Source organism: Citrobacter sp. CK180 (assembly GCF_030333655.1).
In the GTDB taxonomy this organism is placed as follows: domain Bacteria; phylum Pseudomonadota; class Gammaproteobacteria; order Enterobacterales; family Enterobacteriaceae; genus Citrobacter_B; species Citrobacter_B koseri.
Genome location: NZ_JAOWFM010000054.1, coordinates 49,226 through 72,628 on the forward strand (window position 1 = coordinate 49,226; position 23,403 = coordinate 72,628).

Below are 23,403 nucleotides of genomic sequence, written 5' to 3' on the forward strand. Positions count from 1 at the left end.
AGCAGGCAAGTCCTTAACGTGATGGCGCGGCGTTATCCAGAAAATGAAGCCTTGATCCCCTTTTTCTTCATCCTGTCCGCTATCAGCCATGAAACCCGTCTGGTATGATGAGTGTAACTATGTTTTGCTGTGTAATGGAAATCTCACTATGGTCATTAAGGCGCAGAGCCCGGCGGGTTTCGCGGAAGAGTACATCATTGAAAGTATCTGGAATAACCGCTTCCCACCTGGCACTATTTTGCCTGCCGAACGTGAACTCTCCGAACTTATCGGAGTGACGCGCACCACGTTACGCGAAGTATTGCAGCGCCTGGCGCGAGACGGCTGGTTGACGATTCAACACGGCAAACCGACAAAGGTGAACAATTTCTGGGAAACGTCCGGGCTGAATATTCTTGAAACGCTCGCGCGTCTTGATCATGAAAGCGTGCCGCAACTGATTGATAATCTGCTGTCGGTGCGAACCAATATCTCCACGATTTTTATCCGCACCGCGTTTCGTCAGCATCCTGATAAGGCGCAGGAGGTACTGGCGACGGCGAATGAAGTGGCCGACTACGCCGATGCGTTCGCGGAGCTGGATTACAACATTTTCCGCGGTCTGGCGTTTGCCTCCGGTAATCCGATTTACGGTCTGATCCTGAACGGGATGAAAGGGCTGTATACCCGCATTGGCCGTCACTATTTCGCCAACCCGGAAGCCCGGAGCCTGGCGCTCGGTTTCTACCATAAGCTGTCATCGCTTTGCGAGCAGGGCGCGCATGACCAGGTGTACGAAACGGTACGCCGTTACGGTCATGACAGCGGTGAGATTTGGCATCGTATGCAGAAGAATTTGCCAGGCGATTTGGCCATTCAGGGCCGCTAATCGTTATACGCCGGATGGCGCTTCGCTCATCCGGCCTACGGTGGTGTGCTGTTTGTTTGTGCTGGATGGCGCTTCGCTTATCCGGCCTACGGTGATGTTCTGTTTGTTTGTGCCGGATGGCGCTCCGCTTATCCGGCCTACGGTGGTGTGCTGTTTGTTTGCGCCGGATGGCGCTTCGCTTATCCGGCCTGCGGTGATGTGCTGATTGTTTGCGCCGGATGGCGCTTTGCTTATCCGGCCTACGGCGGTTGTGCTGTTTGTTTGCGCCGGATGGCGCTTCGCTTATCCGGCCTACGGCGGTGTGCTGTTTGTTCGCGCCGGATGGCGCTTTGCTTATCCGGCCTACGGCGATGTGCTGTTTGTTCGCGCCGGATGGTGCTTTGTTTATTCGGCCTACGGTGATGTGCTGTTTGTAGGCCGGATAAGGTGTTTACACCGCCATCCGGCAATTAAACTACAGGCTGTTCATTCTCGGCGGGCAGCGTTCCAGCAGCTCAACGCTGCCATCCTCATTCTGCTGCTCCAGCATGACATCAAACCCCCACAGGCGATGCACATGTTTCAGCACCTCTTTACGTCCCTTGTCCAGCGGTGCGCGGTTGTGAGGAATATAGCGTAGCGTCAAAGAGCGATCGCCGCGTAAATCCACATTCCAGATCTGAATATTCGGCTCCAGATTGCTCAGGTTGTACTGTGACGAAAGCCGATTGCGGATCTCGCGATAACCTTCCTCATTGTGAATGGCCGAAATTTCCAGATAATTGTGCCGGTCGTCGTCCAGCACGGTAAAGAAACGGAAATCACGCATCACTTTCGGCGACAGGAACTGGCTGATAAAGCTCTCGTCTTTAAAATCACGCATCGCGAAATGCAGGGTTTCCAGCCAGTCTGAACCGGCGATATCCGGGAACCAGTATTTGTCTTCTTCCGTTGGCGACTGGCAAATGCGTTTGATGTCCTGGAACATCGCGAAGCCAAGCGCATAAGGGTTAATTCCGCTATACCACGGGCTGTTGTACGGCGGCTGGAACACCACATTGGTGTGGCTGTGTAAAAACTCCAGCATAAAGCGCTCGGTCACTTTACCTTCATCGTAAAGATGATTCAGGATGGTGTAGTGCCAGAACGTCGCCCAGCCTTCGTTCATCACCTGCGTCTGTTTTTGCGGATAGAAATACTGGCTGACCTTGCGCACGATGCGCAGGATCTCGCGCTGCCATGACTCCAGCAACGGCGCGTTCTTTTCCATAAAGTAGAGCAGGTTTTCCTGCGGTTCAGACGGGTAACGCCGCGTTTCGGCGACGGCTTTCTCTTCCTCTTTCTTCGGCAGAGTACGCCACAGCATATTCACCTGGCTTTGCAGATACTCTTCGCGACTTTTCTGCCGGGCTTTCTCCTCCTGCAACGAAATTTTTTGCGGGCGTTTGTAGCGATCGACGCCATAGTTCATCAGCGCATGGCAGGAATCCAGCAGCTTTTCAACTTCGTCCACGCCATAGCGTTCTTCGCATTCGGTAATGTAATTACGGGCAAAGATCAAGTAATCGACAATCGAACTGGCGTCGGTCCAGCTGCGGAACAGGTAGTTATTCTTGAAGAAAGAGTTATGCCCATAGCACGCGTGCGCCATCACCAGCGCCTGCATAGTAATGGTGTTCTCTTCCATCAGATAAGCGATACACGGGTTGGAGTTAATGACGATTTCATAGGCCAGCCCTTGCTGACCGTGCTTATACAGGCGCTCGGTTTCAATGAATTTTTTGCCAAACGACCAGTGAGGATAGTTGATCGGCATCCCGACGCTGGAATAGGCATCCATCATCTGCTCAGAGGTGATCACCTCGATTTGGTGCGGGTAGGTATCCAGTTTGTAGAGTTTCGCGACGCGGTCAATCTCCGCCAGATAGACATCCAGCAGATCAAACGTCCAGTCGGGTCCATCGCTCAAACGTGTGCTGTCCTTGTTCATGGAATCAATCGTAGCCATTCGCGCACCCTCATTGTTGGCGGCACTCTCTGTCTGGAGCACCTCATTTCAAGCATAGAACACCGTGTTAAAAAACGTGCTGATGAAGAAAATTTTTCTTTGCGATTTCGCAGCGCCGGCACGCCAGAAACTGGCATGGCTGCGATATTTTATGCTGGATAAAAATGACGCACAGCAGGAGATGCCAAAGCAGAGAGATCCCTGACAACAGAGGCAGATGTGAGGTGCGTCACCATAAAAAAGCCATATGTTGAATAATATTTTCAACTGAGTTATCAAGATGTAATTAGAAGATTGTTCTTTTACTGTTAACGGAGTGGCTATGCGAGTTGTCATACTGGGAAGTGGCGTCGTTGGCGTAACCAGCGCCTGGTATCTGTGTCAGGCTGGGCATGACGTCACCGTCATCGATCGTGAACCTGGCCCGGCGCTGGAAACCAGCGCGGCGAACGCCGGACAAATTTCTCCGGGCTATGCCGCGCCGTGGGCGGCGCCGGGTGTGCCGCTGAAGGCCATCAAGTGGATGTTCCAGCGCCATGCGCCGCTGGCTGTTCGCCTGGACGGGACGCAGTTTCAGTTGAAGTGGATGTGGCAAATGTTGCGTAACTGCGACACCCGCCATTACATGGAGAACAAAGGGCGCATGGTGCGTCTGGCGGAGTACAGCCGTGATTGCCTGAAAGCGCTGCGTGCCTCAACCGGCATTCAGTATGAAGGGCGTCAGGGCGGAACATTGCAGTTATTCCGTACCGCGCAACAGTATGAGAACGCCACCCGCGATATCGCCGTTCTGGAAGATGCCGGCGTACCGTATCAGCTACTGGAATCCAGTCGCCTGGCGGAGGTTGAACCTGCGCTGGCGGAAGTGGCGCACAAACTGACCGGCGGCCTGCGTCTGCCCAATGATGAAACCGGAGATTGCCAGCTGTTCACTCAGCGCCTGGCGCAGATGGCGGAACAGGCGGGCGTGACGTTTCGCTTCAACACGCCGGTGGAAAAACTGCTGTACGAAGGTGAACAAATTTACGGCGTGAAGTGCGGGGATGACATCATCAAAGCCGATGCTTACGTGATGGCGTTTGGCTCTTACTCGACGGCGATGCTCAAAGGGATCGTCGATATTCCGGTCTATCCGCTTAAAGGTTATTCGCTGACGATTCCGGTCGCACAGGACGATGGCGCGCCAGTTTCGACTATCCTTGATGAAACCTACAAAATCGCCATTACCCGTTTTGATAAGCGCATTCGCGTGGGGGGAATGGCGGAAATTGTCGGCTTTAACACTGAATTATTACAACCGCGTCGTGAAACGCTGGAGATGGTCGTACGCGATCTCTTCCCGCGCGGAGGGCATGTGGAACAAGCCACGTTCTGGACCGGGCTGCGGCCAATGACCCCGGATGGTACGCCGGTGATCGGACGGACGCGCTTCAAAAACCTGTGGCTGAACACCGGGCATGGGACGCTGGGCTGGACAATGGCCTGCGGTTCAGGGCAATTACTGAGCGATATTCTTTCAGGTCGTACACCTGCTATTCCTTATGACGACCTGAGCGTAGCGCGGTACAGCCCTGGCTTTACGCCGTCACGACCCCGGCATCTTCATGGCGCGCATAACTAATAAGGAAGCGAGATGACCCGCCCTATACTGGCCAGCCTTGACCTGCAGGCGATGAAACAAAATCTTGGCATTGTGCGCCAGGCCGCCCCGAACGCTCGCGTCTGGTCGGTGGTGAAAGCCAATGCCTACGGACATGGTATCGAGCGTATCTGGACGGCGTTGGGGGCGACCGACGGCTTTGCCATGCTCAATCTCGAAGAGGCGATTACGCTGCGAGAGCGGGGATGGAAAGGGCCGATCTTAATGCTGGAAGGGTTCTTCCATGCCGACGAGCTGGCCATATATGACACATACCGTCTGACGACCTGCATACACAGCAACTGGCAGCTCAAAGTGTTGCAAAACGCGCGCCTGAACGCGCCGCTGGATGTTTATCTCAAAGTGAATAGCGGCATGAACCGGCTGGGTTTTTTACCCGAGCGGGTACAGACCGTCTGGCAGCAACTGCGGGCGCTGCCGAATGTGGGCGAAATGACGTTAATGTCGCACTTTGCCGATGCTGAGCACCCGGAAGGGATCGACCAGGCGATGACGAAAATCGCCCATGCGACGGAAGGGCTTGAATGCCGTCGCTCGCTGTCGAATTCAGCGGCTACGCTGTGGCATCCTGAAGCCCATTTTGACTGGGTGCGACCCGGAATTATTCTGTATGGCGCATCGCCGTCAGGACAGTGGCGGGATATCGCCAATACCGGGCTGAAACCGGTTATGACCCTGAGTAGCCAGATTATTGGCGTACAGACGCTGAAAGCGGACGATCGGGTCGGGTATGGCGGACGCTATACCGCGACCCAGGAGCAGCGCATCGGGATTGTGGCGGCGGGCTATGCGGATGGTTATCCCCGTCATGCGCCAAACGGCACGCCAGTGCTGGTGGACGGTGTGCGTACCGGAACGGTTGGCACCGTGTCGATGGATATGCTGGCGGTGGATCTGACGCCGTGCCCGCAGGCGGGTATCGGTACGTCTGTGGAACTGTGGGGGAAAGAGATCAAGATTGATGATGTCGCCTCTGCGGCGGGAACGGTGGGGTATGAACTGATGTGCGCGCTGGCGCCGCGTGTTCCGGTTGTGACGGCGTAACTTTTTTGTGGCGCCGTAGGATGGCGCCTGTGCTTATCCGGCCTACAGAGGGCAGAGTGTAGGCCGGATAAGGCGTGTCAACGCCGCCATCCGGCAGCGTCTCCATTATTCCATTTCATCTCCCGCGACGCGAACCCCGACCTTACGCACGGCGTTGTCTTCTTTCTCTGCGACCGTCCAGATCATGCCGGCAAACTCCACCTGGTCGCCCACAACCGGCGCGGCACCCAGCAACTGCTGTACGATTTCCCCCAGCGTCTGCTGTTTATCGCGATATTCCGTTCCTTCGTCCAGACCGTAAATCAGGGCGACGTCAGCAAACTTCGCATTGGCTTCGAGAATAAAATCGCCGAAAAAGCGCTGATCCAGCGCGACCGGCGGCGACTGGCTGAACAGTTTGCCCAGCGCCGGAAGGTCGCGTTCACGTCCAATAACGCACAGAACGTCGCCTTCGCGTAAACGGGTGCTTCCGGTCGGGTGGAACAGCACGTTGTCGCGAAACAGGGCGGCGATGCGGGTCTCCTGCGGCATGTGCAGATCGCGCAGCGCGGCGCCGACGCACCACTTATCTTCACTCAACTGGTAGACAAACTGCTCCCAGGGGTTTTCCGGGTGAATATCCAGCCCGATACGCGAAACCGGCCAGCCGACGGGAGGCACCACCACTTTGGCTTTTTTGGCCGCCCAGGTCAGGGACGTTCCCTGGAACAGCAGCGATATCAGCACTACAAAGAATGCGACATTAAAAAACAGTCGGGCATTCTCCAGCCCGGCCATCATCGGGAAAACCGCCAGGATAATGGGTACGGCGCCACGCAGCCCCACCCAGCTGATGAAGATCCGCTCACGCAGATTAAAGCCCCGAAACGGCAGCAGGCCCGCGAAAACGGAGAGCGGGCGAGCCACCAGAATCATCCAGACTGACAGCACCAGCGCCGGAACGGCGATAGGCAGCAGATCGGATGGCGTAACGAGCAGTCCCAGCACGAGGAACATGGCGATTTGCGCCAGCCAGGCCAGGCCGTCAAAGTTTTGCAGGATGCCAAACCGGTTGCGGATAGGGCGGTTGCCCAGCAGGAATCCACACAGGTAAACGGCCAGAATGCCGCTGCCTTCCAGCGCGGTGGTTACGGCGAAAACGAGAATTCCCCCGCTCAGCGCCAGCAGCGGATATAACCCGGTGGGCAAGGCAATCCGGTTAATCATTTGCTGAAGCAGATATCCGCCGCCTAACCCCAGCATGATCCCCAGTCCAAACTGCTGGATGATATCGAGCACGAAAAGCCAGCTCAGGCCGGTCTCATGTTTCTGAATCATCTCTATCAGCGTGATGGTCAGGAAAACCGCCATCGGGTCGTTACTCCCGGATTCGATTTCCAGCGTCGAACCGACGCGTTCGTTAAGCCCTTTACCGCCCAGCAGAGAAAAAACGGCAGCCGCATCCGTTGAACCGACGATGGCGCCAATCAGCAGCCCTTCAATGAGATCCAAATGAAAGAGCCAGGCGGCCATCATGCCGGTGAGACCGGAGGTAATCAGTACCCCTACCGTCGCGAGCGAGAGCGCCGGGCCCAGGGCGACGCGAAAGGAGCTGGCCTGGGTACGCATCCCGCCATCCAGCAGAATAATTGCCAGCGCGAGGTTACTCACCATGTACGCGAAAGGATAATTATCAAACGGGATACCGCCAACGCCATCAACACCCGCGAGCATGCCAATCGCGAGAAAGATAACCAGAATAGGGATGCCAAGACGAGATGAGAATGAACTTAATAAGATACTACAGGTTACGAGGACTGAACCCAAAATGAAAAGACTAATAATGGCTGCGGCATCCAACGTTATGTTACTCCTGAATTACGCTGTTTCTAATAGTAAACCCTAACATAATAACGACAGAAACAGCGTTTTACTTAGCCCAGGCGACGGCTTTTTTTATGATTTGAGGACAGGATGGCCGGAGAGTGTGAGTTGGCTGCCATTTTCGCCATTTTTTAGCACCGCGTGGGCGCCGAGCGGCAGCGTAACGGTGCGTTGCTCATGACCAAAATCCAGACCGGTCACGACGGGGATGGAGAGACGGGAACGCAGAAACGCGTAAACCGCGTCAAGATCGTAACCGGCATCGTAATCATTCGGCGCGCTACCGCTGAAACTGCCCAATATCAGCGCGTTCTGCCGGGACAGAATCCCCGCGTGATACAGTTGCAGAAGCATTCGCTCAACGCGGAAAGGATGCTCGTTAATATCCTCCAGCACCAGTACGCCATTTTCAATGGCGGGCATCCACGGGGTGCCGATAAGGGAGACCAGCATGGCCAGATTGCCACCCCACAGCGTGCCTCCCGTCTCACATGTCGGGCCGTTACCTTGCCACTCCACCGTGAACTGCGCGTTGCACAAGGCCCGCCAGAAATGGCGCTCGGTGAAGGTGTTCATCTCCTCCGCGCCGAAATTCGCCGCCAGCATGGGGCCGCTAAACGTTATCACCTTGCCCAGCGCCAGCAGGGCGGACTGAATCACCGTAAAATCGCTGTGGCCGCAGATCAGCAGCGGGTTCGCCTGTTGCCGTGCGATGAGCGCCTGCCAGTCAATGCTCTCCAGCAGACGACTGGCGCCGTAACCGCCGCGAACCGGCATCACAATGGTATCGGGCGTCGTCAGGCGGGCGAGGCCGTTAACATCCGCCAGACGCTCGGCGTCTGAACCGGCAAAACGCTGGTCACGGCGGCCAATGACGGCGGCGTTATCCACCTGGTGGCCGGATTCGATCAGCCGTTGTACGCCGCGTAAGGCCGCTTGCTGATTGATGCAGTAACCCGATGGGGCGATTAAGTGAAACAGGGACATGGCAATTCCTTGCTGACATCTAAAACCAAATGTATATCATGCCGATTGAGCATGTCGTTGTCACTCGCAGCGGCGAATTCCGGCTATAAGGATAGATGACGTGAAATTGAGATGGTTTGCTTTTTTGGTTGTATTGCTGGCGGGCTGTAGTTCAAAGCAGGATTACAAGAATCCGCCCTGGAACGCCGAAGTCCCGGTTAAACGGGCAATGCAGTGGATGCCGATAAGTGAAAAAGCCGGGGAGGCCTGGGGCGTCAGCCCGCGTCTGATTACCGCGATCATCGCGATTGAATCGGGCGGTAATCCGACGGTGGTCAGTAAATCCGGGGCGGTTGGGTTAATGCAGCTGAAGGCCTCGACGTCCGGGCGCGATGTTTATCGTCATATGGGCTGGAGCGGCGAACCGTCGACCAGCGAACTGAAAAACCCGGAGCGGAATATCTCGATGGGGACGGCGTACCTGAGTATTCTGGAACACGGGTCGCTGGCCGGTATTAACGATCCGCAGGTGATGCAGTACGCGCTGGTGGTCTCTTATGCCAATGGCGCGGGCGCGCTGCTGCGTACGTTCTCTTCCGATCGCAAAAAAGCGATTGAGAAAATCAACGATCTGAACGCGGATGAGTTTTTCGAGCACGTTGCCAAAAATCATCCTGCGCCACAGGCGCCGCGTTATATCTGGAAACTCCAGCAAGCGCTGGATGCGATGTAACCCGCACGGGGGTTATTCACGCACCTTATTGGATTTTTCCCGCGCTTCCCGTTCAAGAGAGAAAATAATCCGCTGTAATTCCCGCTCCACCGCCGGGCTGACGTTGAGAAAACGAAAGCTCAGACGGGGAGTGGTAATCGTTTCATTTTTACCGTCAATCACTCTGCGTTCGCTGATGGAAATAAGCTGGGCGTCAAAGTGGAAAACGCCCCATTGCCCCATGTTCAGCTCAAGTTGCGAAAAGCGCATGCCTTCGGTTAATCCGGCGGGTTTTGTCGCTTCCAGCAATGCGCCCATGCCGCCCAGCGAGAGATCGAACAAGCGAAAACGTAGCGTGTTGTCGTCCGGCATTTTCGCCTGGCAGTAGTAGGGGGGATGCAAAGGCGCGGAAATACGGAAATACTCCCGGCGCTGAACGAACCACAGCTCGGGCGGCAGCGCGGTAATAAATGCCGGAAGCTGCTGGTATTCGCCACGGGTGAGCTGATCCAGCGTGAACTCCACTTTCGCGCCCTGCGTTTCTGCGGTAATGGTTATCTGTCTGGCGCGCTGAACGGCGATGTTTTCATAGTCCTGGCTGCCGAAATCCATCACCAGTTTTTCCGCGTTAACGTCCAGAATCTTACTGATGAACTGCCCCCCGGCCCAGGAGATGCGTAGTGGCACCTGGCTCTTGTTTAAATCTTTGAGTACGCCTAATACCGCCAACGGGTTTTGCTTCAGGAACTGCTCACTGTAGTGACTCACGCGTAATGACTCCTGGATGCCTGACAGATTATCGTTTGGTTATCGGCATGGCATGACGGAACTTAAGACAAATGGGTGAAATTTTTATCAACGCCAGCGCATAACGTTGCAGGATGAAAAGCATGGCCGGTTGATTTGCCTATACTTAAGGGACTGGCGCAAGAACGTCTTGCGCATGCTTTCACTGGAAAGAGGGCCTGAATATGGGAATTATTGCCTGGATTATTTTTGGTCTGATTGCAGGTGTTATCGCTAAGCTGATTATGCCGGGTCGCGATGGCGGTGGTTTTATACTGACCTGTATTCTCGGTATCGTTGGTGCGGTTGTCGGCGGCTGGCTGGCAACCATGTTTGGTATCGGCGGCAGCATCAGCGGGTTCAATCTTCACAGTTTCCTGGTGGCCGTCGTCGGGGCGATTGTTGTGCTCGGCGTTTTTCGCCTTCTGCGGCGCAATTAAATGAACAGAGCGGATGTGGGGATGAGGGCGTAAATCGGCGACACGCTACCCAGGCGTGTTTTCCGTTCACTTGATGCCCATTATCGCTCTGGCGCATTATCAGTCGTGAACGTGTCAGGGGAGGCGTCTTCCCGGCACGTTTACGGGGATTCAACAGACGTCAGAACAATCTGTATTCCTGAGCAACGCCTGGCCGGATTAACGGCGAAAGCCGGCTTGATTTGTGAATAAAAATGAGAATAATTGTCATTCCATTTCACATATAATAATTTGCTCATGAAAACAACTCATCGTTTCACATTACGCGCGCTCTCTGGATGTATCACCTTAGCCCTGACTTTCCCGTCTTATGCTGAAGAGGCAAAAGAGTCGACCATTGTGGTCACCGCCGCCGGGCAGGAGAGCCTTCTTCCGGCCTGGACCAACAGCGCCACCAAATCCGCCGTGCCGGAAAGCAAAACGCCGCAGGTGATCAACACCATCGACAGGCAGGAGATTGAGCAACGCCACGCCAACTCGGTGAATGAAATTCTGCGCTACGCGCCGGGCGTGTCAACGGAAGTTCGCGGTAATACCTCCTATATGAGTGAATATAAGATTCGCGGTTTTACGGTGGATCAGGAGTATTACAACGGCCTGCAACTGCCGTACAACGTGACCGGGAATACCAAAGCGCGTATTGATCCGCTGCTGATTGAAAGCGTGGATATTCTGAAAGGCCCGGCCTCGGTGCTGTACGGCAATGGATCGCCGGGTGGACTGGTAAACATCCAGAGTAAAAAACCGCAGGCGGAACAGAAAACGGAAGTGGGCTTCAACACCGGCACCCGTAATCTGAAAGAGGGTTATCTGGATTCAACCGGGCAAATCAGCGACAGCGACTGGAACTACCGTTTACTCGGCAAAGCGACGGAAGGGGATGATCAACCACATACCTCCCGCTATGAAAACTATCTGGTTGCCCCGTCCGTTACCTGGCAACCGGACAACAAAACGCGTCTGACGATTGATGCGCTGGCGCAGAATACACCGTCGCTGTCGCCTTCCAACCCGCTGCCCATTTCTTATCTGCGCTCAGAGTATGCGGGGCGTCGTGATTTTGCCGGAGATGAGTGGAGCGGCTTTAAGCAGCGTCAATGGATGCTGGGTTACAGCTTTGAACACCAGTTTGACAGCGGCTGGGGCTTCAATCAGAAAGCGCGCTACTTTGATGTGGATACCCACCAGCGTAGCGTCTACTCCACCGGAAATACGGGGAATCCGGTCTGGGAGTTGAACCGGTTTGCCTACACGACCGATGAAGACCTGAAAAGTTTTAACATCGACAACCAGGTTACGAAAACGGTAGTGTCAGGCGACTGGCAGCACCATCTGCTGGCAGGCTTCGATTACCAGAAGCTCGACAGCCATTACTTCTACCGCTATGCCAGCAGCACGCCGGGGATCGACATGCGCCACCCGAACTATCGTCAGATTCATACCGACGATTTAGGGCTGAGTACTGCGCAGAATAACCGTCTCTCTTATCAGCAGAATGGTTATTATCTTCAGGATCAGATTGCGTTTGGCGGCCTGAACCTGCTGGCGAGCGTGCGTTACGATGACTATCGTTCCGCCACGACCGACTATCTGCAAAACGGCGATAAAACCTGGATTTCACAGGATCGCGTCACCAAACGTTTCGGTGCGTTATATGCGTTTGAAAATGGGATCTCTCCATTTATCAGCTATTCCGAAGGCTTTAAGCCGATCTCGCCGCAAGGGACTCTGACCTCGAAAGAGGTGAAGCCGACCACCAGCAAGCAGGTTGAGGGCGGGGTGAAATACCTGCTGGCGGAATACGCGACCACCTTTACCGCATCGGTGTTTAATATCCGCCAGAAAAATGTGCTTTCCGCCACGCCAACCTGGGATTACCGTCAGACCGGCGAGATTGAGTCAAAAGGGGCCGAACTGTCGATTGTCAGCCGTCCGGCGGATAACGTCACGCTGATCGCCAACTATGCCTATACCCATGCGATCAACACGGAAGATGAAACGTATGAAGGCAAACGTCCGACTCAGGTGCCGGAAAACGCGTTTAACCTGTGGGGCGATTACACCTTTGATAATACGCCGCTGCGCGGGCTGAACGTTGGCGCGGGCGTCCGTTATACCGGGCCGATGGAGATCTCGCCAGCTAACGACAAAGGCAAACTCGGCGGCACGACGCAGTATGATATGGCCGTCTCTTACCGTCTGGGAGAGGCGATCCCATCGTTGAGCGGGGTGACGCTGAAGGCCAGCGCGCAGAATATTACCAACAAAGAGACGTTTAGCTGTTACGACGACAACAACTGCTGGATTGGTCGCGACCGCACCGTTCAGGTTGGCGCCAGCTACAGCTTCTGATAGCAACCCGGCCTGCAATTGCGCAGGCCGGGTTCGTTTTCATTCGGCGGAACAATCAGAACTTATATTCCACCCCGGCCCAGAAATTACGGCCTTCCTCGATAAACCCTTCGCTGTAGGCATACTTCGTATCGAACAGGTTGTTCACGGACGCGTTGACGCTAAAACCGTAGCCCACCGCATAATCCGCGCGGATATGGGTAATGGCAAATCCGCCCGCTTTCTGTGAACCGTCTGAATTGCTGTAGCTGGAGGAACGCGCCTCTTCTGACAGCGTAATACTCAGCGGTTCCCACGGCTTGAGCGTCATCCATGCGGTGAGCGTCTGCGTTGGCAAATCGGTGATTTCACCGATTTCATCACGCTTGACGTCCGCGTGGATCAGCCCATAGCTCAGCCCGACATCCAGCATTTCAGACACATTGCCTTTGATTCCGGCATCCAGACCGGTGTAATCCACCCGGCCGCTATTGCGGTTCTGGATCGTATCGGCATCAATATTGTGCGACAGGATTGCGTCGGTCACACGGTTATAGTACACGCTGACCTCGAATCCCCAGTCGCGGGTCAGCGAACCGTTCCAGGTCAGATCCACGCTGCGGGCGCGTTCGGGTTTTAACTGCGGGTTGACGATAGCCACCTGGTTATACGCCGGTTTCGACGTGGTATACCGCTCTTTGAGCGTCGGGAAACGCGTCCGGTCAGAGTAAGAGAGCGCCAGCGTGTCCTCGTTTGCGAAGTGGTATTTGGTCATGACCTGCCAGTTAAACGCCGACTGGTTGTTGTCGTCGTAGTGGGTTACGCTGCCATCTTTTTCGTGCTTCATCCCTTCCAGACTGTCACGCCAGTCATAGCTAATACCGGCCACGACATCCACATTATCGGCGGCGGCCCACTGGTATTCGCTGGCTAACGACCAGGTGCGATCTTCATAGCGATCGTATGCCGCATGCGGCGCGCCTTTTTCACGGTGGACGTCATCTTTCCAGTTAACGGCGAACGAGAGCAGATCGTTTTCACGCATTTCGGCGGCGAGTTGTAACCCTGCGCCATCGCTGTAATCAGAATAGTGGCTATAGCTGCCTTTCTTGTTTTTCAGGTCGGCAAGGGAGTTGTACATCATCAGCGTGTTTTCAAAGGTGTCGCGATAAAGCCGGCTTTTCAGCGTGAAGCGATCGCCCAGATGCGTGGTGCCCTGATAGTAATAACTCTCTTTATCGTATTGCGGCCACTGCCAGTAGCGCGACTTCTGGCTGCTGGTGCCTGCGTATGGCGGGTTGTCCTTTTCACCGTCCTGGTTGATATAGGTCAGGGTGTACTCGTCATTTTCGCGCGGCGTGAAGCCCAGCTTAACAATGCCCCGTTTATCATCTGCCGACGAGTTGATCATCTTCCCGTTGCTGCCTGCAATGGCGTTGTCCACCCCGTGCGGCAGACCCAGGAAATCCTGCTTCAACTGGCTACCGCTGACTTGCAGATAACCCAGCTCATTACTGGCGCCAAACGAGGCGTGCATATCGTGGGCGTTATCTTTGCTCCGGCTCCATCCCTGGCGATAACCGATGCTCCCTTCGAGAGGTTTTGTCGGTTTTTTGGTGGTGATGTTGATCGCGCCACCCATCTGGTTAGGGCCTTGCAACAGCGATGAGTAGCCTTTGGACACCTCAACGGAGGCAATGTCCGAGGTGAGGAAGCGCCCTAAGTCGAGGTTGCCGTCGTAAGGGATGTAAACCGGCACGCCGTCGAAAAAGATCGGAACCTGGCGGCTGTCAAAACCGCGAACTTTGACCTGCTGTTCGTTGCGGTTGCCTGATTTTTGCAACGCCACGCCGGGGATGACGCTTAATGCCTGCGCCACATTCTGCTTATCCAGATCCTGCATGGTTTGTTGACCAAGCACCGTGGTGGTCGCCGCAGAGGCGGGGCTCGACCAGACGGTTATGGTGTCGCTTTCTTGCCCAGCAAACGCATTATGCGCAAAAGCTACCGATAATGCCGTGTAAAGACAACTCTGAGTGAATTTCATTGTTTTTATTCCATTTATCAATGTTATATGTCACTTTCGTCCGGGTTCAGGATGACGTTGATATCCATCGGTGGTGCGTAGTACGGTGCGGATGTAATAAAGAGCCTGATACCACAGTCGAGATAACTCGCCAGAGTGGCGAGGTTGATGCCGCCAGTCAGCGCCAGCGTGCAATGGGGGGCCAGCGAAGGCGCCGCCCGGGCCACCTCCGCCGCCTGATGTGGGGTAAATTTGTCGAGTTGCAAAACGTCGGGGCCTGCGCGGAGCGCTTCAAGGGCTTCCTCTGGGGTGTCTGCTTCGACGACGATCTTTTTTTCCGGGGCATGACGGCGCAACTGCGAAATGGCCCCGGCCCAGTCGTTACCGGGGGCGAGAAAACGGCGGTGATTTGCAAACAGCAGCACGGTTTCCGCGCACCCGGCGCGGTGAATGATTCCGCCTGCGGCGAGCACCGCCTGTGCGGCTAACAGCCGGGTGCCGGGAATGGCTTTACGCGTGCAGGCTATTTGCCCGTCGGGGTAACGGCTATGCAGGATGTGAAGCATGCTGTCGAGATAGTGTGAAACGCCGCAGCTCCACTCCAGTACGTTTTGTACGGCCTTCCAGCCCTGGTGCAGCGCCGCCGCATTCCCGCTGACGCTGATCAATCGTTGACCGGCTGCGGCGCGCTCGCCGTCGCTCATCTGCTCCAGGACGGTCAGCCCCAGCGACTGCAACATTTGTCTGGCCACGGCAATGCCGCTCACGCAGCCGCCCTGTCGATGGCGGAAGGTCATGCGGCCTGGCAGATTGCCGATGCCCAGAGCGCGTGTGGTCAGGTCGCCTCCCTGAATATCCTCCAGCAGCAATGCGTCCGTTTGTGCGTGTGAGAAGTAGATCATTTCAGCGCCTTTTGTGGAATGCTGTCCCACCAGATCAGCGCCCAGTCCCGGCTGGCCGGGGCAAGGGCGCTGGCATCCTGCTGTTGATACCAGCGGTACAGACGTTCACGCTCTTCATCGCTGATGTCGCCCATGCTCCAGCGAGCGTTTTCAGCAAAGCGTTCCCAGGTGCTGTTGTCCTGCTGGCAGTTCTGCCCACGGATAAAATCGACATGGGCGCAGATCCCCATCTGGTACAGGACATTGAGGGCATAAATATAGTTAGGCAGCTCGATAACCTCGCGACCCAACGCGCGCTGGATAGTGGGGGAAACAAAAGAGGAACTGACCAGGTGCGTGGTATAGACGCGCAGCTGCGCCTGGTTGTTGAGTTTTGTCATCGCCTGGCGCATATCCGCAACGAGCGTTGAGCGGGAGGCAACGGCGATATCGCAGCGCGGGAGATCGCTCCAGTCATCTTCCCAGGCGCGTTGCACCCAGTGAACATGGGTTGCCCGTTGCTCTGTCGCGCGACGGGCGGCAACGCGCAGCATTCCGGGGCTGTAATCCACGCCGCAGATATGCGGTATTTTTCCCGCTAACGCCAGCGAGACGGTGCCCGGGCCGCAGCCCATATCAAACAGCGAGTTCACGCCCTGCAAATCCATTTTTTCCGTCAGCTGTTGCAGGTAGGTGTCCGTCGGTGACGCGCAGTTTTCTGCCATTTTCTCTGCCCGTTTATCCCAATGGTCGGGCGTTTTTTCCGTTCGTTTCGCCTGCAATAGCTGCTGGCGGTAGAGGTCTGCAAAATCAATGTCATCAATGAGCATGGCTGTCCCTTATTGCTGATCGCCAAAAAGATGGCGGTGGATTTGTGTGGGCGAGACCCGATTAAGCGCGGCCAGATTGTCGGCAGCGAGCTGGCGCTCTGGCGCGCCTTGCGATACCTGGCCGTCGGACTCCACGCGCACGACGCTGTCGGCTATCGCCCTGGCATGGAGCGGATGATGGGTTGACATCAGTAGCGCCATCCCCGTTTTTTTCAGTGTCACCAGTGTGTCGAGCAGGCGGATCTGGTGACCAAAGTCGAGGCTGGAGGCGGGTTCATCCAGCAGTAGCAGGCGAGGGCGTTGCGCCAGGGCGCGGGCGATCAGCACCAGTTGACGCTCTCCGCCGCTCAGGGTGTTCCAGCGTCGGTGCGCCAGATGGACGATTTCAAGCGCGGCGAGCTGATGGTGGGCAATCTCTCGCTCCCTGGCGCCGGGAACGGCGAATGCCGCCATTTTCGGCGTCAGCCCCATCATCACCATATCCAGAGCGGTGAAGGCGAACGCGCCGTCGTGCGCCTGTGGCACCCAGGCAATGGCGCTGGCGCGCTCCCGGTCAGAAAAACGCTGCACCGCCACGCTATCAAGCAGGATGTCGCCGCTGATCAAGGGGAGAACGCCAAGAATGGTGCGCATCAGCGTGGTCTTGCCGCTGCCGTTTGCGCCGAGTAAACAGCAAATTTCTCCCGCCGGTACGGTAAAAGAGACGTCGCGCAAAACCGGGCGTCGGGCGTATCCCAGGTTGGCGTGGTGAACCGTCAGTCGTGTCATTGGCGTCCTCCGCGCAGCAGAAGCAGCAAAAAGAAAGGGGCGCCGATAAATGCGGTGAGGATCCCCAGCGGAATCTCCGTACTGCTGATTGCGCGCGCGAGCGTGTCGGTCAGCAGCAGTAAAATGGCGCCGGCGCCCATTGAGACAGGAAGCAACTGCTGGTGGTTATTGCCGGTGAGCAACCTGCCGATATGCGGCACGACTAAGCCTATCCAGCCGATAATCCCGGCAATCGCCACCGTGCTGGCGGTGATGAGCGTCGCGCAGACAATCAGCGCGAGCCGAAGGCGGGTAACGTTGATGCCCAGGGAACGGGCTTCATCATCTGAAAGCGTCAGTAAATTCATACGCCAGCGCAGTAGCAGCAAAGGGATGGCGCCGAACAGAATCAGCGGCGCCGAGAAGCAAAGATCATGCAGCGTGATGGTAGAGAGTCCGCCGAGTAACCAGAAGGTGATGGAGGGCAACTGGGTATAGGGATCGGCCAGCGTTTTTATCAGGGAAATTCCCGCTCCGCACAGCGTACCGAGCGCGATACCCACCAGCACAAGGGTTAATACGGGGTCGTGACGCGTCACCCGACGGGTAATCAGCCAGACGCCAGCAACCACCAGCAGACCGCCGCCGAACGCGTAGAGCTGGATAAACAAAATCGGCAGGCCCAGCAAAATCGCCGTACATGCGCCTAACCCCGCTCCGGCGGCAACGCCGAGAATATCCGGGGAGACCAGCGGGTTGCGAAACATCCCCTGATACGTCGTGCCCGCGCCCGCCAGCGCAGCGCCCAGCAGCAGCGCGGCGAGAATACGGGGGAGGCGGATCTGCCAGAACACGATTTGATCCTGTGTCGGCACCGTGTCATGGCTGAAGATCATCGCCAGCACCTGCCGGGCATCGAGGTGATAAGCGCCCGATACGCTGGCAAAGGCAATACAGAGAAGGGCAATCCCCAGCATCAGGACAGAAAGGGTGGTCGTTCTCATCAGATGATCGCCCACTGTTGATACTGTTCGTCAGTCAGCGACGTATGCCAGAACAGGCGCGCATAACGCACCATATCGTCTTTAAAATGTTGATTAACGTTCGGGTCCAGCCAGGCATGCAACCGGCGCAGCCCGAGTAAACGGTTAATGCCCGGCGGCGCATCCAGCCAGCCAAACGGCAGGCCGCTCAGGAAAAGAATGCGCTTGTCCGCAACCGCCTTAACGCCTTGCCAGACGGGGTCGTGACGCAGGTAGTGCGCCGTGGCGGCATCCTGTACCAGAATGATGTCGGGCTGCCAGGTGAGTAAGTTTTCCATAGAGACCTGGGCCAGTCCGCTTCGTCCGGGGATTCGCGCTACGTTGTGTAATCCCAGCAACTCTGCCGCTTCCGTATGCAGCGATCCCTGTAATCCCGTCTCCAGACCTCGGGCGCCCCGCGCCGCATAAAAACGAATACCGGCAGCAGGCGTGTGGGAAAACGCGAGCGCTTGCGCAATGAAGCGCTGAGCCAGCGCCGCCTGAGCGGCAGTACGCGCCTCCATTCCCAGCGCTTGTCCTGCGGCTTGCAGTTGTTCCGGCGTTTGCCGCAGTTCACCGTTAATCAGCAGCCACGGAATCCGGGTCTGAGCGCTGACTTGGCGCGCCTGCGAAAGCCAGGTTTCATCGGCGTTGCCGCAATCCACTACCAGATCGGGATGCAGGGCCAGCAGCCCTTCCAGAGACAACGTGCTGGCGCGCCCCGCCAGCCTGCCCAGTTTGGGCAACGCCCGAATGGACTCGGGGAAGGGAATCGCCGCCTGTCGCGAGAAATCAAAAGAGGAGAAACCCACCAGCTTTTCCGGCGCGACGGCCAGCAGTAACACATCGGCGGGCGCACCGGCGCTCACCACGCGGCGAATAATATTGCCTTCCGGCGGGCGGCCAATAGCAAACGTCAGCGGTGTCTGCGCAATGCCAGGGAGGTGGCGAAACAGCAGCGCAGAGGCCATTGCCTGAGCGAATCTCCGTCTTGTGAGCGGCATTGTTTTCATCCTGAAATGGTTAAAAAATCGCTATATGTTTACATATATAACGTTAAAAAACTTGTTCAGTATCAAATTCTCACCGATGAAAAGGGGGTCTAACCCTTAAGAGCTATGAGGGGCAGAGATGAACGCGCGGCATTGCCAGGAAGAAAAATCCGCGACGGCGCGCGGATTTTTGTCAGCATGATGGTCGGGTCACATTACGGCGTGGTTTCAACCTGTTTTTGCGGCGCAGGCTGGGAAGCGCCTGGCGCTGCGGGGCGAGTGGCCGGTACGCTGTCGCACGGTTTCTCTTTTGGACAGATCAGGTCGAGCATTTTTAACGTCACGCCGTTGGTCCAGCCGAAACCATCCTGAAGAGGATATTCTCCACCGCCGCCGCCGGTTCCCGTACTGCTGACGTCATATTTCTCAACCAGCTTTTGTTCGCGGTCGTAGGTATGCTGAACGTTAGTGAGGAAGCGCCAGGTGACATCCATCGCGATGTTGTCCTGCCCGTAATTCTGCAACCCTTCGGTCGCCACCCACTGTAACGGCGCCCAGCCATTGGGGGCGTCCCATTGCTGCCCGCTTTTCACCGAGGTGGTGGACAGTCCGCCAGGCTGCAACAGGTGCGCCTGGGTCGCGGCAGCCACTTTGCTGGCGCGATCTTTCGCCGCCGCGTTGACATACAGCGGGAACAGCGTGGCCGCCGTCAGTTGGTTACGCACCTTTTTGCTCTTCAGATCGTAGTCGGCATACCAGCCTTCCTGATTGTTCCACAGGTGCGTTTCAATGCCTTTCTGACGGGCGCTGGCGAGCGCTTCATACTGGTTCGCGTTGGCGTCATCGCCTGCCGCTTTGCTGGCGCGCGCCAGCATTTTCTCCAGTTTATACAGCAGGGCGTTGAGATCGACAGGGACGATGCTGGTGGTGCGAATGGTGCTCAGCTGATTCGGATCGTCCATCCAGCGCGAGCTGAAATCCCAGCCCGATGCGGCGGCAGATCGCAGGTCGCGATAAATCTCGGTTGCCGGGCGGTTCGGGTTGCTCTTCGCGGTGGTGATATCTTCCATCCACGACTCCGGTCGCGGCGTGTCCCGGTCATCCCAGTAGCGGTTCAGGACGGTGCCGTCATCCAGTTTCACCACGCGCTTATTCTGCTCGCCGGGCTGGAGATTCTCCACGCCCTCCATCCAGTAGGCATACTCTTTTTGCAACTGCGGCAGGTATTTTTTCAGGGCGTCGTCACCCTCATGCTGCGCCAGCAATTCCACCATAAATGCGAAGAAAGGCGGCTGCGAGCGGCTCAGATAGTAGGTACGGTTGCCGTTGGGGATATGCCCCCAGGAGTCCAGTTCATAGCCGAAATTCGCCACCATATCGGCGACCTTATCCCAGTGATCGCTTTCGGCAAGTCCCAGCATGGTAAAATAGCTATCCCAATAATAGACTTCCCGGAAACGTCCGCCAGGCACCACATACGGTTCCGGCAGCGGCAATAACGAATCCCATTTTCCGGCGCTCTCCGTTGTGCGGGTCAACACGGGCCACAGGCCGTCAATATGTTCACGCAGCGACTGTCCTTCCGGCGGAACGTATTTTTCCCCTTCTTTGGGCAGCGTAAAGTTCACATCAACAAAGTGACGCAAATCGAAGCCTGACTGGTTTCGTTGCATCCGGTAATCCGCGAGGATCATCAGCGGATCGCTGTTAGGCACGGCATCGGCGAACGTTTTCTGATCGGGGAACAGTTTGGCGCTCTGCACGTCATTAAACAGCGGCCCCAGCAGAATATCCGGGGGCTGCGGGGGACTGACTGGCTGTTCCTCAGCGTGCGCCGAGAGCGACGCGAATGTCAGCAGGGTGCCTGCAACGGTCAGTTTTATGGCGAAAGAGAGCGTGCCGGAATGGCGAAGCGCAGGTGTTATCATCAATATTCTCCTTAACGGCGTGCCGCAGTCAGCGGCATGAACCATGACAAAACCTTAGTCCAGGATTGTCATGTGCGCGTGATCGAACCGCTATTTTGGGAACTGGTAAACATTTCCCGTTATCGCCGGTTGAAGCGTGGGGATGAGCGCGGTGATGCGACAGCGCGCCCTCAGAAGAGGACGCGCGATGGGAGAGCGGTCAGTCAGAAAAGAGAATGCGCTGTGCCGCGAGATCCAGCGTAATCGACTCGCCGGTGCTCAGGGCATATACCGCTTCCCCTTGCTGACAAAGCCAGCCGATCCCCATTTCACGGGCGATGATTGCCGAATGTGATTCATTGCTGCCTGCGCTCAGGCAGATCCCTTTAACCGTCTGTGGGTCGAACTGCAACACGGTGGACGGGAAGATATTTTCCGCCGCCACGATAGTCGGGCGCGTGAATACCGGCAAGCGCGCGTTTATTCCGCTCAGGTGCCTCAGCGTCCGATGGAGAATATCGTCGATATCGATATAGCGGGCCTGCAAATAGGCGTCGTCGAGCTGTCGGTACTGATCGCGGAGATCGTCCAGCACGCTGCGCCACGCCGTTTCCGCCCGACACGGTTTATCACGCATCACTTCACATGCCATCTCGTACAGCTCGGGGTCATCCAGCAGCGTGTGATGCCCGGAAAAAATCGCCGCCAGGTCGGCGGAGTATTTCTCTTCCGCCAGCGTGGTCAGCGCGTTGAGATCGTCCAGCGTCTGACGAATCGCCGTTTGCAGGCGCTGCTGCTCTTCCGGCAAATTGACGGTCGTCGGATTTGCGACGTCCGGTGCAGCGGGGGAATAGCAGAACACCACGCCGGAGACCTGCGCGGGGAGCTGACGCGCCGTGCTGCTGGCAGGCGTCTCCTCCACGGACTCGCCAAAGTTTTCCGCCGCCAGCTGTTTGAACGCCGCCAGCGCCTCGTCGGCCTGTTCTCCTTTGGCGATCAGGCGCAGAGTATCGTTGCAGCGCACCTGTAATAACGCTATCTGATTCAGGCTGTCCGGCGTCACGCATTTGCCATTTTTCTCCAGCAGCATGTCGGCCCGAAACCCCGACAACGTGGAGACCAGCCGCGATGCCGGACGAACATGCAGCCCGTTTGGATTTTTCACCACAACAGAAATGGAGTGGGCGTCGTTATCCTGAAATGCTGGTTTTGTGGCGACGCCCCCGGTTTGAGTGGGTGACGGTAAACCCAGTTGTTCACGCTTGGCGTCCAGCGCGCTCATGGCGTCATTGATGACTTTATCAATACCGGCGCCCATTGCCGCGCTGACCGTCGCCGCCAGCGTGCCTTCTACCAGCGGCGCCGCGCATAAGCGGACTTTCGTCGCAATCGCCGGGTCGAGCAAATCCAGGGCGGTTTCGGCGCTCAATAATGCGCTGCCCATATCCATCATGACCAGGATATGGTCCGCATCAGCCACGGATTCGATGGCTTCCATCACCTTGAGCGGATCGGTGCCAATCGGATTTTGTGGGTCGTCGATACCGGCTGCAATCGCGAGTTTACAACCATCGCCGATTAACATCTGCCGGGCTAACTGCCCGACGCCTTCACCCAGCAGGGCGCTGTGCGAAACAATGACCAGGTTTACCATCGCGTTATCCTTACTCTTTTGCCGCTGCCGCCAGCATTTGCATCATGAACATCACGGAGGTTGCGCCCGGGTCCTGATGGCCGATGCTGCGCTCGCCAAGATAGCTGGCGCGCCCTTTGCGGGCCTGCATGGTGATGGTGCTCTGCGCCGCCGCTTCGGCCTGGGCGCTGGCGGCATCCAGCGCCGCCTGTACCGACAGGTGCTGTTCGCATGACTGGCGCAGCGACTCCACAACTGGCCCCCAGACGTCACACATGGTTTTATCGCCAGGCTCCGCTTTACCTCGGCTGGTCACGCCTTCCGCGCCTTCCCGCATCATCTGGTACAGCTCGTCGAGCGTCAGGCTCTGGTGCGCCTGTGTCACCTGGGCGGCGCGAATGAAGAACGTGCCGAACAGCGGGCCACTGGCGCCGCCGACGCTGGAGAGCAGCACCATCCCTGTGTTCTTCAGGATGAAGCCGATGTCTTTATCCGCAATCGCGGGTAATTTTTCGACGACTTTACTGAAGCCGCGATGCATATTCAGCCCGTGGTCGGCGTCGCCAATCTCTCTGTCCAGACCCGTCAGATAATCACTCTCTTTGGTGAAAATCTCACCGCAGCGGTAGAGCCAGTTAACAATGTGTGTTCTGTTGAGTGACATACATA

19 protein-coding genes and 1 pseudogene are annotated in these 23,403 nt (G+C 56.6%); 7 read left to right on the plus strand and 13 right to left on the minus strand.

Features of this window, described 5'->3' with window-relative positions; genetic code table 11:
- The first annotated feature begins 148 nt into the window (after positions 1 to 148).
- Entirely contained in the window at positions 149 to 868 is a 720-nt protein-coding gene (gene fadR / locus OGV50_RS17080) for a fatty acid metabolism transcriptional regulator FadR (RefSeq protein ID WP_024130272.1), read from the plus strand.
- 454 nt (positions 869 to 1,322) lie between these two features.
- Here fadR and OGV50_RS17085 read toward each other — a convergent pair whose 3' ends face one another.
- Positions 1,323 to 2,855 carry a SpoVR family protein gene (locus tag OGV50_RS17085; RefSeq protein WP_024130273.1) on the minus strand — a complete coding sequence of 511 codons (1,533 nt, stop codon included), beginning with the start codon at positions 2,853 to 2,855 and terminating at the stop codon, positions 1,323 to 1,325.
- Positions 2,856 to 3,177: 322 nt separating this feature from the next.
- Here OGV50_RS17085 and OGV50_RS17090 point away from each other — a divergent pair, with 322 nt between their 5' ends.
- The 3 genes and pseudogenes from OGV50_RS17090 to OGV50_RS23685 form a co-directional block, all read left to right on the plus strand.
- A complete protein-coding gene (locus tag OGV50_RS17090; protein WP_012132085.1) occupies positions 3,178 to 4,476 on the plus strand; it encodes a D-amino acid dehydrogenase in 1,299 nt (432 codons plus the stop codon).
- A gap of 12 nt (positions 4,477 to 4,488) precedes the next feature.
- Positions 4,489 to 5,559 carry a catabolic alanine racemase DadX gene (gene dadX / locus OGV50_RS17095; protein WP_200090696.1) on the plus strand — a complete coding sequence of 357 codons (1,071 nt, stop codon included), beginning with the start codon at positions 4,489 to 4,491 and terminating at the stop codon, positions 5,557 to 5,559.
- 27 nt (positions 5,560 to 5,586) lie between these two features.
- Positions 5,587 to 5,724 (plus strand): annotated as a pseudogene (locus OGV50_RS23685) (hypothetical protein); the annotation flags it as partial.
- Here the strand turns inward: OGV50_RS23685 and OGV50_RS17100 are convergent.
- Both OGV50_RS17100 and ldcA read right to left on the minus strand, forming a co-directional pair.
- Complete coding sequence (locus tag OGV50_RS17100; protein WP_024130274.1) at positions 5,665 to 7,398, minus strand: potassium/proton antiporter; 1,734 nt, start codon at positions 7,396 to 7,398, stop codon at positions 5,665 to 5,667. The pseudogene OGV50_RS23685 and the gene OGV50_RS17100 overlap by 60 nt on opposite strands.
- A 96-nt stretch (positions 7,399 to 7,494) precedes the next feature.
- The gene (gene ldcA / locus OGV50_RS17105) at positions 7,495 to 8,409 is read right to left on the minus strand and encodes a muramoyltetrapeptide carboxypeptidase (protein ID WP_200090695.1); all 915 of its coding nucleotides are present in this window, start codon (positions 8,407 to 8,409) and stop codon (positions 7,495 to 7,497) included.
- A gap of 100 nt (positions 8,410 to 8,509) precedes the next feature.
- Here ldcA and emtA point away from each other — a divergent pair, with 100 nt between their 5' ends.
- The gene (gene emtA / locus OGV50_RS17110) at positions 8,510 to 9,121 is read left to right on the plus strand and encodes a membrane-bound lytic murein transglycosylase EmtA (protein ID WP_286488647.1); all 612 of its coding nucleotides are present in this window, start codon (positions 8,510 to 8,512) and stop codon (positions 9,119 to 9,121) included.
- A 12-nt stretch (positions 9,122 to 9,133) separates the two neighbouring features.
- Here the strand turns inward: emtA and ycgR are convergent, their stop codons facing one another.
- Positions 9,134 to 9,868 (minus strand): flagellar brake protein YcgR, encoded by a 735-nt coding sequence (gene ycgR, locus OGV50_RS17115; protein WP_049009576.1) that lies wholly within the window; start codon positions 9,866 to 9,868, stop codon positions 9,134 to 9,136.
- Between the two features lie 203 nt (positions 9,869 to 10,071).
- Here ycgR and OGV50_RS17120 point away from each other — a divergent pair, with 203 nt between their 5' ends.
- Both OGV50_RS17120 and OGV50_RS17125 read left to right on the plus strand, forming a co-directional pair.
- Complete coding sequence (locus OGV50_RS17120; RefSeq protein ID WP_012132092.1) at positions 10,072 to 10,326, plus strand: GlsB/YeaQ/YmgE family stress response membrane protein; 255 nt, start codon at positions 10,072 to 10,074, stop codon at positions 10,324 to 10,326.
- A gap of 276 nt (positions 10,327 to 10,602) precedes the next feature.
- Positions 10,603 to 12,717 (plus strand): TonB-dependent siderophore receptor, encoded by a 2,115-nt coding sequence (locus tag OGV50_RS17125; protein WP_058669264.1) that lies wholly within the window; start codon positions 10,603 to 10,605, stop codon positions 12,715 to 12,717.
- Positions 12,718 to 12,772: 55 nt separating this feature from the next.
- Here OGV50_RS17125 and OGV50_RS17130 read toward each other — a convergent pair whose 3' ends face one another.
- The 9 genes from OGV50_RS17130 to dhaL form a co-directional block, all read right to left on the minus strand.
- Positions 12,773 to 14,743 carry a TonB-dependent receptor plug domain-containing protein gene (locus OGV50_RS17130; RefSeq protein WP_200090694.1) on the minus strand — a complete coding sequence of 657 codons (1,971 nt, stop codon included), beginning with the start codon at positions 14,741 to 14,743 and terminating at the stop codon, positions 12,773 to 12,775.
- A gap of 23 nt (positions 14,744 to 14,766) precedes the next feature.
- Complete coding sequence (modD, locus tag OGV50_RS17135; protein ID WP_200090693.1) at positions 14,767 to 15,624, minus strand: ModD protein; 858 nt, start codon at positions 15,622 to 15,624, stop codon at positions 14,767 to 14,769.
- A complete protein-coding gene (locus OGV50_RS17140; RefSeq protein WP_200090692.1) occupies positions 15,621 to 16,433 on the minus strand; it encodes a class I SAM-dependent methyltransferase in 813 nt (270 codons plus the stop codon). Before OGV50_RS17140 ends, modD begins: the two co-directional genes overlap by 4 nt.
- Positions 16,434 to 16,442: 9 nt before the next feature.
- On the minus strand, positions 16,443 to 17,201 hold the full coding sequence (locus OGV50_RS17145) for an ABC transporter ATP-binding protein (RefSeq protein WP_286488648.1): 759 nt from the start codon (positions 17,199 to 17,201) through the stop codon (positions 16,443 to 16,445).
- Positions 17,198 to 18,157, minus strand: a complete 960-nt coding sequence (locus OGV50_RS17150) for a FecCD family ABC transporter permease (RefSeq protein ID WP_370906253.1) — start codon at positions 18,155 to 18,157, stop codon at positions 17,198 to 17,200. Before OGV50_RS17150 ends, OGV50_RS17145 begins: the two co-directional genes overlap by 4 nt.
- A gap of 26 nt (positions 18,158 to 18,183) precedes the next feature.
- A complete protein-coding gene (locus OGV50_RS17155; protein ID WP_110494157.1) occupies positions 18,184 to 19,206 on the minus strand; it encodes an ABC transporter substrate-binding protein in 1,023 nt (340 codons plus the stop codon).
- Between the two features lie 203 nt (positions 19,207 to 19,409).
- Positions 19,410 to 21,122, minus strand: a complete 1,713-nt coding sequence (locus OGV50_RS17160) for an alpha,alpha-trehalase (protein WP_110494158.1) — start codon at positions 21,120 to 21,122, stop codon at positions 19,410 to 19,412.
- A 199-nt stretch (positions 21,123 to 21,321) separates the two neighbouring features.
- Positions 21,322 to 22,755: a dihydroxyacetone kinase phosphoryl donor subunit DhaM gene (gene dhaM / locus OGV50_RS17165; protein WP_200090689.1), complete on the minus strand. Its 1,434-nt coding sequence runs from the start codon at positions 22,753 to 22,755 to the stop codon at positions 21,322 to 21,324.
- 10 nt (positions 22,756 to 22,765) lie between these two features.
- The gene (gene dhaL / locus OGV50_RS17170; RefSeq protein WP_012132103.1) at positions 22,766 to 23,398 is read right to left on the minus strand and encodes a dihydroxyacetone kinase subunit DhaL; all 633 of its coding nucleotides are present in this window, start codon (positions 23,396 to 23,398) and stop codon (positions 22,766 to 22,768) included.
- Between the last annotated feature and the right edge of the window lie 5 nt (positions 23,399 to 23,403).

What these genes read in the sequence shown, in the direction of transcription:
- OGV50_RS17150 (WP_370906253.1), bottom strand. Translation starts at nt 18,157, where the DNA reads ATGCTGGGGATTGCCCTTCTCTGTATTGCCTTTGCCAGCGTATCGGGC.
- modD (WP_200090693.1), bottom strand. Translation starts at nt 15,624, where the DNA reads ATGATCTACTTCTCACACGCACAAACGGACGCATTGCTGCTGGAGGAT.
- OGV50_RS17085 (WP_024130273.1), bottom strand. Translation starts at nt 2,855, where the DNA reads ATGGCTACGATTGATTCCATGAACAAGGACAGCACACGTTTGAGCGAT.
- OGV50_RS17130 (WP_200090694.1), bottom strand. Translation starts at nt 14,743, where the DNA reads ATGAAATTCACTCAGAGTTGTCTTTACACGGCATTATCGGTAGCTTTT.
- dhaL (WP_012132103.1), bottom strand. Translation starts at nt 23,398, where the DNA reads ATGTCACTCAACAGAACACACATTGTTAACTGGCTCTACCGCTGCGGT.
- dadX (WP_200090696.1), top strand. Translation starts at nt 4,489, where the DNA reads ATGACCCGCCCTATACTGGCCAGCCTTGACCTGCAGGCGATGAAACAA.
- OGV50_RS17090 (WP_012132085.1), top strand. Translation starts at nt 3,178, where the DNA reads ATGCGAGTTGTCATACTGGGAAGTGGCGTCGTTGGCGTAACCAGCGCC.
- OGV50_RS17155 (WP_110494157.1), bottom strand. Translation starts at nt 19,206, where the DNA reads ATGCCGCTCACAAGACGGAGATTCGCTCAGGCAATGGCCTCTGCGCTG.
- OGV50_RS17140 (WP_200090692.1), bottom strand. Translation starts at nt 16,433, where the DNA reads ATGCTCATTGATGACATTGATTTTGCAGACCTCTACCGCCAGCAGCTA.
- OGV50_RS17120 (WP_012132092.1), top strand. Translation starts at nt 10,072, where the DNA reads ATGGGAATTATTGCCTGGATTATTTTTGGTCTGATTGCAGGTGTTATC.
- OGV50_RS17160 (WP_110494158.1), bottom strand. Translation starts at nt 21,122, where the DNA reads ATGATAACACCTGCGCTTCGCCATTCCGGCACGCTCTCTTTCGCCATA.
- OGV50_RS17125 (WP_058669264.1), top strand. Translation starts at nt 10,603, where the DNA reads ATGAAAACAACTCATCGTTTCACATTACGCGCGCTCTCTGGATGTATC.
- ldcA (WP_200090695.1), bottom strand. Translation starts at nt 8,409, where the DNA reads ATGTCCCTGTTTCACTTAATCGCCCCATCGGGTTACTGCATCAATCAG.
- fadR (WP_024130272.1), top strand. Translation starts at nt 149, where the DNA reads ATGGTCATTAAGGCGCAGAGCCCGGCGGGTTTCGCGGAAGAGTACATC.
- OGV50_RS17145 (WP_286488648.1), bottom strand. Translation starts at nt 17,201, where the DNA reads ATGACACGACTGACGGTTCACCACGCCAACCTGGGATACGCCCGACGC.
- dhaM (WP_200090689.1), bottom strand. Translation starts at nt 22,755, where the DNA reads ATGGTAAACCTGGTCATTGTTTCGCACAGCGCCCTGCTGGGTGAAGGC.